The 12,262-nt window shown below is 62.4% G+C and carries 9 protein-coding genes and 1 tRNA gene; 1 reads left to right on the top strand and 9 read right to left on the bottom strand.

The features are described 5' to 3' along the window. Positions 1–149: 149 nt before the first annotated feature. The 8 genes from BBAG_RS00655 to BBAG_RS00620 form a co-directional block, all read right to left on the bottom strand. Positions 150–1,592, bottom strand: a complete 1,443-nt coding sequence (locus BBAG_RS00655) for a Maf family protein (RefSeq protein WP_003825526.1) — start codon at positions 1,590–1,592, stop codon at positions 150–152. A 196-nt stretch (positions 1,593–1,788) separates the two neighbouring features. Continuing rightward, entirely contained in the window at positions 1,789–2,778 is a 990-nt protein-coding gene (gene thrB / locus BBAG_RS00650; RefSeq protein ID WP_003825525.1) for a homoserine kinase, read from the bottom strand. Further along, positions 2,778–4,094, bottom strand: coding sequence for a homoserine dehydrogenase (locus tag BBAG_RS00645; protein ID WP_003825523.1), 1,317 nt, complete (start codon positions 4,092–4,094; stop codon positions 2,778–2,780). The genes thrB and BBAG_RS00645 overlap by 1 nt, the downstream gene beginning before the upstream one ends. Positions 4,095–4,280: 186 nt before the next feature. Then, on the bottom strand, positions 4,281–5,870 hold the full coding sequence (locus tag BBAG_RS00640) for a diaminopimelate decarboxylase family protein (RefSeq protein WP_047750022.1): 1,590 nt from the start codon (positions 5,868–5,870) through the stop codon (positions 4,281–4,283). A gap of 6 nt (positions 5,871–5,876) precedes the next feature. Next, the gene (gene argS, locus BBAG_RS00635; RefSeq protein ID WP_003825516.1) at positions 5,877–7,667 is read right to left on the bottom strand and encodes an arginine--tRNA ligase; all 1,791 of its coding nucleotides are present in this window, start codon (positions 7,665–7,667) and stop codon (positions 5,877–5,879) included. 153 nt (positions 7,668–7,820) lie between these two features. Next, entirely contained in the window at positions 7,821–9,248 is a 1,428-nt protein-coding gene (locus BBAG_RS00630) for an amino acid permease (protein ID WP_033509132.1), read from the bottom strand. 307 nt (positions 9,249–9,555) lie between these two features. Further along, positions 9,556–9,945: a Rid family detoxifying hydrolase gene (locus BBAG_RS00625; protein WP_003825511.1), complete on the bottom strand. Its 390-nt coding sequence runs from the start codon at positions 9,943–9,945 to the stop codon at positions 9,556–9,558. A gap of 225 nt (positions 9,946–10,170) precedes the next feature. After that, a tRNA-Arg gene (locus BBAG_RS00620) sits at positions 10,171–10,243 on the bottom strand. 126 nt (positions 10,244–10,369) lie between these two features. Between BBAG_RS00620 and BBAG_RS00615 the strand changes: the two genes are divergently transcribed. Further along, on the top strand, positions 10,370–10,999 hold the full coding sequence (locus BBAG_RS00615; RefSeq protein ID WP_003825510.1) for a CYTH domain-containing protein: 630 nt from the start codon (positions 10,370–10,372) through the stop codon (positions 10,997–10,999). A 176-nt stretch (positions 11,000–11,175) separates the two neighbouring features. On the opposite strand, the gene BBAG_RS00610 is transcribed toward BBAG_RS00615, so the two are convergent. Then, entirely contained in the window at positions 11,176–12,144 is a 969-nt protein-coding gene (locus BBAG_RS00610; RefSeq protein ID WP_003825507.1) for a co-chaperone YbbN, read from the bottom strand. Positions 12,145–12,262 lie beyond the last annotated feature (118 nt).

The following is a 12,262-nucleotide window of genomic DNA, read 5'->3' as shown; positions in this document are numbered from 1 at the left end:
AGCCCTCCCCTCCATCGGACGTTGGGAGGATTCGACGCGCCTGACCTCATCCGAAGGAATGACCACAGGCCGTGCCCGCATACGGCGCCGGCGTGGGAACGGTAAGCGACGAGATGCCGCACGCTCAACGGTGATGTCAGCGACGCACGTCAGCGATAGGTTGCGGCGAGCGCGTTGAGACGTGCCACAAAACGCGGCCAATCGGTACGCATGGCGGTGAGCAGCTTCAATCCGCCGACCTGTTCGATCGGCACCCATGCGATCTCCATGCTTTCATCGTCGTTCGCCTTCGGCTCGACCGTGTGCCCGGGCTTCTCGAACGCGAACACGGTGGTATACGCCCACGGACCGTGATCCTCGCAATAGGAGCCGACCACGTCGATGTCTTCCGGCGTGATGTTCGCCTCCTCATAGCTTTCACGCAACGCGCCTTCGATCGGGGTCTCCCCTTGGGCGGTCGCGCCTCCCGGAATGCCCCATGTGCCGCCTTCAGCCGACCAGACGGCACGATGCTGCATCACCACATGCGTGACATTGCCGGTCCGCTCGTCGCGGCGGGCCAGCAGCACGCCGGAAGCGCCGTTCACACCCCAGTGCTTACGCCCGCAATCACAATCGATCCAGCCATCGCCTGGCTGGTGCACGTTCTCCTTGGGCGGTTCGATGCCCGCATGCCCGGCGCCTTCGGCCTTGCTTTCCGTAGGCGCAAGCTCGGAGCGCACATTCCACAAATCAGGCCATGCGATGCCCAGCCGTTCCGTAAGACGGCGCACCAACGGCAGACTCAAGCCGATAATGCCGCTCGGATCGCCTTCGATACCGTCGATGAAGGCCCCACCGAAGCCTTCCAGCGTGAACGACCCCGCAACTTCCAGCGGCTCGCCGGTGGCGATGTAACGTTCGATGTCATCACCGCTGAATTCCGAGAAATGCACGACGGCATGACTGGCGTCGCGCACCACGCGGCCGGTGGCGAAGTCGACAAGGCAATGGCCCGTCCACAGTTCGCCAGTAGCGCCGCTCATATGCTTCAGCCGTTCGCGGGCGGCTTCGACGCTATGCGGCTTGCCGTAGCATTCGCCATCCATAAGGAACATGGAATCGCAGCCGAGAATCAGCGGCCCGACGGTGCTATGCACCAGGCCCGGGCGGCCGGCGGTGAAGACGTTGATGGGCTGGGTTCGAGTCGGGATGCTCACGCCGGAAAAGTCGCGGGTGGTGGCGATGTGAGCGGTGGAATAGTCGATCGGCTTGCCGGGTTCCATTGTGCCGCGTTCGACGGCATCATCGGTTTCCGAGCGCCCGGCCGCCTTCAGCGGATAGCCGACGACGCATTCGCCGCTCGCGGCATCGGCCGTGGCTGCGACATTGCGATACGCCTGGTACACGGCTTGAGCCTTGGCCTCGGCAAGAATGGCAACCCGATCGCCGATAGACAATTCGCCGACATTGACGCCGGCCTTTGCCGCGGCGTCTCGTAACGCGGCCGGTTCGTCCACATGCGATACGCGAATCGTGGGGCATACGCCAGCCGCATTCAGCACATTGCGGCGAGGCAGGGACTTGGATGCCAGAATCAGCGGAATGGCCATGGTGTCGAACTCCTCTATCGTTGTTCCCGAAACCGTCGTTCCCGGAAGCTGTTGCTGAGCACAGCATAGCGCACGCGGCACCGCAAGGCCGGGCGACGCACTCCCCTGATGGAACGCCTAGACGAAGCATCCGGACGAAACGAACAGGGTCTTCCATCCGGATGGACGGAAGACCCTGTTGAGAACGGAATGCAAATCAGCTGCGTTCCACTTCAACACCCTTGGTGTTAATCGGCAGATGCAGCACGTTCCAATGCCCGGAGGCGAGCTGCTCGGCGGCCACCTGGTCGATGGCATCGCGGGCGTCACCGTAGTGCAATACCAGCACGCATGGGCCGGCACCGGAGACGGCGGCCGCATACCCATGGGAGCGGAACAGCGCGATCAGATCGGTGGACGGCTGCATGAGCGGCGCACGATACTGCTGATGCAACTTGTCTTGCGTAGCCACGTACATCAGCGCATTCGGCTCGACGCCGTCGACCGGATTCATGGCTGCGGGCAGCAGTCCGACTCGCGACACGTTGTAGATCGCATCGCGGTATGCGATTTCCTTCGGCAGCGCCTCACGCGCTTTCTCCGTAGACAGCTCGTAATCCGGCACGAACACGGCCGCGGTCACGGCTGGATCGACCGGATAGTTGACCGTATGGAAACCACCATGCAACGGATCGCCACCGGGAACCGGCACGGAACCGACGCCCTCGGGCATTTCGAAATCCCAGCTCACCGTAAGCCCACCGAACACCGCCGGCGCAACATTATCCGGATGACCTTCGAAATGCGCGGCCATGTCGAAAATGGCGGCACGATTCAACTCGCCATCCTGCGCGAACGCGGCGGCCGCTGCAATGCCCGCGACAATGGCCTCTGCGGAAGAGCCCATGCCACGCGCCTGCGGAATATTGTTCGTGGCTTCAAGCGTGAAACCGAGATTACCCAGCCCAAAGGTGGCACAGGCACGGCGGAACGTGGACACCACCAGATGCGTTTCATCGCGTGGCAGCGTATCCTCGCCTTCGCCATGGATGATGACATGCGCGACACCGTCCGAAGGATCCTCGTTCAGCGTGAAGACGAGCTCGTCGTGATAGTCGAGCGCCAGACCGACGGTGTCGAATCCCGAACCCAGATTCGCGCTGGTCGCCGGCACGCTCACATGGACGCGATTGCAAATCGGCTTCATCAGTCAAGCACTCGCAGAATGGACGGTTCGCCGGCAACGAAATCAAGCCCCTGCACGGCTTCTACGGTCTCACGCAAAGTGACCTCATCGGTCAGGTGCGTGACCAGACGCAGCTGCTGAATCTCACCGTCATAGCCCGGATCGGTGACGGACGGCTTAAGATCCTGGTTCACACCGTTGATGGATACGCCGCGCTTGGCGAATTCGGCGGCGATGGCGGCCAGCACGCCCGGCTTGTCGTGAATGAGGAAGCGCACGGCGAACGCGGCCTTGGACGCCTCGATCGGAGCCTTCTTCAGATCCTTGTACAGCGGGATGGACGGGCCGGTGCAGCCTGCGGCGATATGACGGGCCACGGTGACCACGTCGCCCACCACGGCGGAAGCGGTCGGAGCGCCGCCTGCGCCGCGACCGTAGAACATGAGGTCGTCGGCGGCCTCGGCCTTGACGAACACGGCGTTGAAGGAGCCGTGCACGCTGGCCAGCGGATGGGTTTCGGAGATGAGCGCCGGGTAGACGCGTGCGGACACGCCCTCATCGCCGTTCTCCACGACGGCGAGCAGCTTGATGACCTTGTGCTCGGCGGTGGCCGCGGCAATATCGTCGGCGGTGATCTTGGTGATGCCTTCGACGGAAACGTCGTCGATGGTGACGGAGGTGTGGAAGCCGAGGGTGGCCATGATGGCGGCCTTGTTGGCGGCATCGTAGCCTTCGATGTCGCCGGTCGGATCAGCTTCGGCATAACCCTTGGCCTGCGCGTCCTTGAGTACATCGTCGAAGTCGAGGCCCTTGGTGGTCATCTCGTCGAGAATGTAGTTGGTGGTGCCGTTGACGATGCCCAGCATGCTGGTCACCTTGTCGCCGACGAGGGATTCACGCAACGGGCGCAGGAACGGGATCGCACCGCCCACAGCCGCTTCGAAGTAGATATCGACGCCCTTGGCTTCGGCGGCGGCGTACAGTTCCGGACCGTACTTGGCCAGCAGGGCCTTGTTGGCGGTGACGACGGAAGCGCCGGATTCGATGGCGGCGAGTACGAACTTGCGGGCGACGCCGGTGCCGCCGATCAGTTCGATCACGATGTCGCTGTTCGTGGCCACGGACATGGTGTCGGTGGTGACGATGGACTTGTCGATCCACGGGAAGGGGTCGGTTTCCGCCGGATCAAGGCAGGCGACGCCGGTGAGTTCAATCGGACGACCGATACGTGCGGTCAGTTCGTCCTTCTGCTCGACGATCAGACGTGCGGTCTGCGATCCGACGGTGCCGGCGCCCAAAAGCCCGACGCGGATGGGGGTTTCGTTCTCGTTTGCCACTGTGAGCCCTTAACCTTTCTGTGCTTGCGCATGCGCGACTCGTGTTCATTCTACGAACGCAATATGACGAGACCGCCGTGCCGTTCCACGAATCGGAGCAGCACGACGGCCTTTGTCTATCGCCACGTTGTTCGCAGCATGCCGCAACAGCCCGCGAAGGGGATACAACGGCTCGCAGACCTGCCGTTATTCGCTGACGTCCCAGCCCAGCAGGTCGTCGATGGTCTGACGACGGATCATCACATGCGCACCCGCCTCGGATACGCCCACAACCGCCGGGATCAACGCCTGATTGTAGTTGCTGGCCATGGTGCGGCCGTATGCGCCGGTAACCGGCACGGCGAGCACATCGCCACGCTTGATATCGGCGGGAAGCTGGCATTCGTGCACGATGATGTCGCCGGATTCGCAGTGCATACCCACCACACGGGAGAGCTTGGTCTCATCGGAACCCTTGCGATTCGCCAGTTTCACCGCGTAATCGGCACCGTACAGCGCCGGACGGATGTTGTCGCTCATGCCACCGTCGACGGACACATACACGCGTTCGGTGACCGGGTTGCCGGCCTTGTCTGTGGCGTCGCCGCTCAACTGGACCGGCTTGACGGTGCCGACGCGGTACAGCGTCACCCCCGCAGGAGCCACAATCCAACGCCCGGGCTCGAAGGAGATGACCGGCGCCGGCATGCCAAGCGCACGGTTGATGGACGACACGGCCTGGGACAGACGGCCAAGCTCCGCATCAATGTCCATCGAATCCTCGCCATCGGTGTAGGCCACGGAGTACCCGCCGCCCAGATCGACTTCCGGCAATGTATAGGCATCGGTGGCATAGAAGGTCTTACGCAGCAGCATCATGCGCTTGGCGGCCTGGATGAACGCGTCGGCATCGTGGATGTTGGAGCCGATATGCGAATGCACGCCGACCAGTTCGAGCACATCCTGATGCCGGTAGATCTCCTTGAGCACGGCGAGCGCCGGGCCGTCCGCCACCATGGTCATGGCATCGGCAAGCTTGCGATCGCCTTCGGATACCTTCTCGTGGCTTAGGTCGTACGGGTATTTGATGTCGTACTGCAGCTGGCGTTCCGTGCCTGCGCCATCGTTCTTCGCGGCGCCGCCATTATCGGCAAGACGCGCGTTGGAGCCTGCCGGCGTGACATCGGTCAGATCGTCCAGCACGTCGAGTTTGGAGGTGTCGGCACCGGCCGGAAGCAGCGAGACGCCAAACTTCTGATCCTCGTGCGCGGTGGAGATGAACTCGTGGCCACCGGCGTGGATACCGGAGGTTACGCGCAGCATGACGCGGGCGCGCTTGCCCATCTTGCGTGCGATCTGCGCGATGCGCGCCGGCTCGTTCGGCTCGTCGATGACGATTTTGGCAAAGCCCTGTTCGATGGCGAGCGCGATCTCCTCATCGGATTTGTTGTTGCCGTGCAGCACCAGCCTGCGACCGGGTACACCGGCTGCGAGCGCGATGCGCATCTCGCCCATGGAGCAGGTGTCGATGAGCATGCCCGCGCCGGTGACGATGCGGCAGATCTCCTTGCTGAGGAACGCTTTGCCGGCGAAGCTCACATGGGTGACGGTGTTGTCGAAGGCGCTGGCCGCGGCGCGGACGAATCGTTCGGCGCGTTGACGCACTTCGTCGGTGTCGATGAGGTACAGCGGCGAGCCGAACTCGCCGAGCAGGCTTTCCGCGGTGCGCCCATGGAAGGTGATTTCGCCGTTTTCGTTGATGGCGCTGGCTTCAGGCCAGATCGGGGTGACTGCCATACGTGATCACATCTTTTCCGGAGCGGCGCAGCCGAGCAGGTCGAGGCCTTCGGCGATGACGGTTTTGACGGCATCGTTGAGTTTGAGTCGTGCGGCGGCGCGTGCCGGTTCCGGAGCCTTGGCGATGCGCAGTGCTTCCGCCTCCTCGCCGCGCGCTTCCGGATCGGTGAGTTCCATCGGCACCACGCGTTCGACGTTGTACCACTTGTGGTAGGTGGCGGCAAGATCCTCCAGATAATGCGCCACGCGGTGCGGGGCACGCAGGTCGCCTGCTTCGCGAAGCAGGGCGGGCCACTGTGCCAGTGCGGCGAGCACTTCGCCGTCCGCCGGGGTGTCGAGCAGGCTCAGGTCGGCGCCTTCGTAGGTGATGCCGGCGGTTGCGGCATTGCGATCCACGTTGCAGGAGCGTGCGTGCGCATACTGCACGTAGTACACCGGGTTCTCGTTGGAATGCGAGGCCAGCAGGTTCAGGTCGATGTCGACCGGGGAGTTGTAGTCGGTGCGTGCCAGCGAGTAGCGGGAGGCATCCACGCCGATGGCGTCGGTCAGATCGTCGATGGTGACGACGTTGCCGGCGCGCTTCGACATGCGCACGGCCTTGCCGTCCTTCATCACGTTGACCAGCTGGCCGATGAGGATCTGCATGTTCTCGCCCGGCTTGTCGCCGAACGCCTCGCACATGGCCATCATGCGGCCGATGTAGCCGTGATGGTCGGCGCCAAGCATGTAGATGGCCACGTCGGCCGGGTTGACCTCGCGGTGGCGCTTGTTGCGGTAGTAGGCGATGTCGGCGGCGAAGTATGCGTAGTTGCCGTCGGATTTGATGATCACGCGGTCCTTGTCGTCGCCATGCTTGGTGGAGGCGAACCAGGTGGCGCCGTCCTTTTCGAAGATGTCGCCGCGTTCACGCAGATCGGCGATGGCCTTGTCGACTTCGCCATCGGAGTACAGGCTGTTCTCGTGGAACCACACGTCGAAGTTGACGCGGAAGTTCTTCATGGACTTCTGGATCTCGTCGAACATCATCGGCACGGCGCGCTTGCGGAACTCTTCGCGCTGTTCGGAATCGCCCTCGCCCAGAGGCTCGCCGTTCTCGTCGGAGCCGCCGTCCACGCGCGGCAGGTTCAGAATGTCAACACCGTCCGCCGTGGCCTCGTCGATCACACGCTGTGCGATCTCGTCGATGTAGGCGCCCTTGTAGCCGTCGATCGGCGTGGTTTCGCCATGTGCGGCGGCCACGAGGGACTTGGCGAAACGGTTGATCTGCTCGCCGTGATCGTTGAAGTAGTATTCGCGCACCACTTTGGCGCCGTTGGCTTCAAGCACGCGGGCCATGGAGTCGCCGACTGCGGCCCAACGGGTGCCGCCGATATGGATCGGACCGGTCGGGTTGGCGGAGACGAATTCGAGGTTCAGGGTTTCGCCACCGAGGTGATCGTTCTTGCCGTAGGCGCTGCCGGCTTCGAGCACGGCATCCACCACGGCTGCGGCAGAAGCGGAGTCGAGCACGATGTTGATGAAGCCGGGGCCGGCCACCTCGACGGACTTGATGCCGTCAGCCTTGACAAGTTCGGCGGCGAACAGTTCGGCGAAGTCACGCGGCTTCATGCCGGCCTTCTTGGCCAGCTGCATGGCGGCGTTGGATGCCCAATCGCCGTGCGCGCGGTCCTTCGGACGCATCACGGCGAACTTGGCCTGCGGGGGGATAAGATCTGCGGTTAACGTACCGGCCTTGCCTTCGTTCACAAGGTCGTTGACGATGTTGAAAATCAGTTCACTAAGCGCTTCTGGACTCATTCCTCCAAGTCTACCGAGCGCGCAGACAGAATCACCCCTCCGATTCCGCTTCGCTTCAAGGCGTGGAACATACGCCCGAGTGGAGGGAAAGGGAGGGGTGAAATCACGGATTACGCGGGTTGTGCCGATCCGGCGGTGAGATTCAGCGCAGGTTCAGCGCTTGCCGTTCCTGCGGCGACGCCACGCTTCGGAAGCGTAGTAGGCCACGTAACACAACGCGACGAACGGAATCATGTACAGCAGGGTCGAACGCTGCGACGGGTCGAGCACCACGAGCACCAGCGCACCGACGCACATCACAATCGCGGCGATCGGCACGAACGGGTAGCCGGGAGCCTTGTAGCGCAGTTCACTCACGCTATGACCTTCACTGATCCAACGCTTGCGGAAGAGCATATGGCATACGGATACCGACGCCCACACCACGAGCGTGGCCAAGCCGGACACGGCGACCAGCGCAAGATACACGGTCGACGCGGCCACCACGGACGACAGCAGGGCGAGCAGGCTGCCTGCCATGCTGAACAGCACGGCGAACACCGGCACGCCATGGAAATTGGTTTTGGCGAGCGCGGACGGGATCATATGCTCCTTGGCGAGCGACCAGACCATGCGCGAGCACACGTACAGGCCGGAGTTCGCGGCGGACAGCACTGCGGTGAGCACCACGAAGTTCATGATGTCGCCGGCGAACGGCATGCCGATGGACTGGAAGACGAGCACGAACGGGCTGGTGTCGACGCCGGCTTTCTGCCACGGGATGAGCGCGGACATCACAGCGATGGAACCGATGAAGAAGATGGCCAGACGCAGCACGGTGGTGTGCACGGCCTTGGGGATGGCCTTCTGCGGGTCCTTGGTTTCGCCCGCGGCCACGCCCACGACTTCGGTGCCGGAGAAGGCGAACACCACGGTGAGCAGGGTGGAGAAGATCGGGATGATGCCGTTCGGCAGCAAGCCTTCGGAAACGAAGTTGCCGAAAAGCGGCGCATGGCTGTAGCCCTTGATGGGGATGATGCCGAAGATTGCGAACAGGCCGACCACGATGAACGCGATGATGGCAATCACCTTGATGCTGGCGAACCAGAATTCCGATTCACCGTACAAGCGTACGGAAAGAATATTGAGCAGGAACACCACGACGATGAACACCGCAGACCATATCCATGCGGGAGAATCGGGGAACCATCGTTGCATGAGCAGGCCCGCCGCGGTGAATTCGGAGGCGAGCGCCACAGCCCAGTTCAGCCAGTAGAGCACGGCGATGGTGAACGCGGTGCCGGGGCCGATGAATCGTTTGGCGTACAGGTGGAAGCTACCGGCGTAGGGCATGGCCACAGACAACTCGCCCAAGCTCAGCATGATGAAATATACGAGCAGCGAGCCGATGCCGTAGGCGAGGATCGCACCGAATGGCCCGGCTTGGTGAATGGTGTAGCCGGAGCTGAGGAACAGGCCTGTGCCGATTACGCCGCCCAGGGAGATCATGGTCAGGTGGCGGGCGCTCATCTTGCGTTCAAGGCCGCCCTGCTCGTCCGTTACTTCCGTTCCCGCGGTTCCCGTCGTTTGCGCGGATTCCATTGTTTCCGTCACGCTTGACTCCCCCGCCGTTTCAGGCCGTCTGCGTTCATTGTCCGATTGCACGGTCATTCGTATATGCTCCTTGCCCGCGATGCTGTGATGGATGCGACCGTTCCGGCACGCGCATCCAAGGGGCAACTATACGGTATGCGGGTACGCGAAGCCCTCGCATGGGGCAGTATTCGGATTATCGTGCACCTGTGGCGGCACGCAAAAGCCCCGTGGGAATCAACTTCACACGGGGCCAGACGGATTAGACCCGGACGAAACCGGGACCAATGTCACTGTGCTGCGATCATCGCAATCGTCACTGCACGGCGATGGCGTCGATCTCGACGAGCGCACCCTTCGGAATGTTGTTGCCGCCGAAGGCCACACGGGCAGGCTTGACGGAACCGGTGAAGGTCTGAGCGTACACGGTGTCGACCTCGTGGAAATCATCGACGTTCTTCATGTAGATGGTGGCGCGAACGACCTTGTCGAGGCTGCTGCCTGCGGCATCGAGGATGTTCTTGATGTTCTTCAGCGCCTGCGCCGCCTGCTCGCCTGCGGTCGCACCGGCCAGTTCGCCGGTGGACGGGTCGATGCCCAGCTGGCCGGAGACGAATACGAAGCCGTTCGCCTTCACGCCCTGACTGTATGCGCCCAATGCGGCCGGCGCCTGGGTGGTTGCCACTGCTTCAAGAGATTCGTTCATTGTACGCTCCTTGCGATTCGGGGCATGCGCCTGTGCACGCGTGCCGTAAGCTTCGTCCGGCAATCAATGCCGTCCGTCTTTCCCAGCAGTCTACTTGCTCCCCTCGCACGCGTGCCATCCCTGACCGCAATCCGGCCGCTGCGGAGCCGCACGCATATCGTGCACACGCCTGCAGGACCTCGCGCATGAAAAAGGGCTCCAGCCGAATGGCTGGAACCCTACCGGTGGGCTTGATGGGGATCGAACCCACGACCTTCTGTTCCGGAGACAGACGCTCTATCCACTGAGCTACAAACCCAAGCAACTCCCCCACTCTACACCATCTGAACGAAAACCTCCGCCACGGACACGGCACCGCGCGCATTGCGCCATATAACGCCATAATCGCCGCATTGCTCGCAACAAAACCGTCTAGACTTGAATTATGTCCGAGCCAACGAATGATTTCCAATACGAGCGGCGCTTCTTCTGCCATGCGCTGCCCGCCGAATATCGCAGAGATAATCCCCCAAAGCTCGTCATCCAAAGCTATTACGTGCATTCCGGCAACTACGTGCTGCGCGTGCGACTCACTTCCAACAGCATCAGCCTCACCATGGATTGCGACACCTACCCCATCGATGTGCTGCACGACTACCGTGACGAGTTCTCCCACGCGTATGTGACGGTGAAGGGGCCGGCATCGCTGGGAACACGGTATGAGAAGGAGATGGAAATCGATACCCGCATCGCCGCGGAATTGATCACGCGCGGCGGCGATACGGTCATCAAGAACCGCTATTCCGTGTGGATCGCCGAGGACGGCTGGAACGTGGACGTGTTCGGCGCGACGAATGCACCGCTTATCGTGGCGGAGGCCGCGCGCAGCGGGCCGGTGACGAACCTGACGATTCCGAAATTCTGCCTGACCGAAGTCACCGACCAGCCACGGTTCAGCAACGAAAGCCTGGCCGCAAGACCGTTCAGCAGGTGGGCGGGCGAGTTCGAGGCCGAGCTGAGCGAGAAGGGCCCCAGCTTCCAACAGGTGTTCGGCACGAACAGAATCGGCGACTAGACAGACGCAACCGGCTTCGGCATCAGTACCACGTCTGCCTCATCTCCGCAGAGCCCACCATTCGGATAGCGCCCATATGCCCATACAGATATAGAGACGACAGTGGGCGGAAGCATTACGCTCCGCCCGCTGTCGATATGCCGGTTCCTGCGACTTTGCCGTCAGTACATCAGCCGTCAGTACATCAGCGTGGCGAGACGGCGACGAGCCGCAACCAGACGCGGATCGCCAGCCTCGGGAATGGCGAAGTATTCCAGCAAGCGCTGGCGAACCGGTTCGATATCCGTCTTATGCCCGGCAGCCACGAAGTCCAGCAGACGGTCGAACGCATCCTGAATCTGACCGCCGATCATATCGATATCGGCCACGGCAAGCTGCGCTTCCACATCGTCGGGGCGATCGGCCGCGGCGGTGCGCACATCACGCACGTCGGCGGTGGCGGAACGCGCCAACAGCAGCGCCTTGGCACGTTCACGGGCCGCGAGCGCATCATTCGGATCGGCTTCAAGCACCTGCGCATACGCCGCCGCGGCACCGGCATAGTCGCCGGCCTGCGCCAGCTGATACGCCTCCTGATGTTCCGGTGGCACCACGGAAGCCGGATTCGCGGCACCTTCGCCCTGCGCGCCATCGGCATCCGGATCGCCAGAATATGGCGCCGTGCCGTTTACGCCGGCCTGCTGGGCCATGGCCACGATCTTCGGCAGCACCTGTTCGGTGATCTGCTGCATTTCCTCGTCGCTGGGCAGGCCCTGCAATAACGGCATCGGTCGACCGCCGATCAACGCGAACAGTGCTGGGGCGCCCTGCACCTGCAATGCCTGGGCGATGGACGGGTTGGATGCGATATCGATACGCGACAGCTGAATCTGACCGTTCATCGCGTTCACCGCGTTGGCGAGCGCACGGGCCATGGGGAACAGACGGTCATCGGTCGGAATCCACAGGAACAAGAGGATCGGGAACGTGGTCGAGGTCTGCACCATCGCCTGGAACGTGTTCTCCGTGGTGTCGATCACATAGCCGCTTGCCGCCGGAGCGCCACCGGCCTGCCCCGGCTCGGCTTTGACCTGGTGCTTCAACGCTTCCAGATCGACCGCGCCCGCCAACGAAACTCCTGGATTGAACTGCTGCTGACCTGCCATCTGCCCTCCCGAAAACAAAAATCGTTGCTGGCTTAACTATAAGTACCAGCAACGATTTCGTGCTACGCAAAATTCGCCGTGCTGCAAGCCCCATGTGTGCTAGCGGCGGCATGCGAAT

Source organism: Bifidobacterium angulatum DSM 20098 = JCM 7096 (assembly GCF_001025155.1).
Lineage (GTDB): Bacteria > Actinomycetota > Actinomycetes > Actinomycetales > Bifidobacteriaceae > Bifidobacterium > Bifidobacterium angulatum.
Note: the sequence above shows the minus strand (reverse complement) of the source record. Positions and strands in the feature narration are given on the sequence as shown.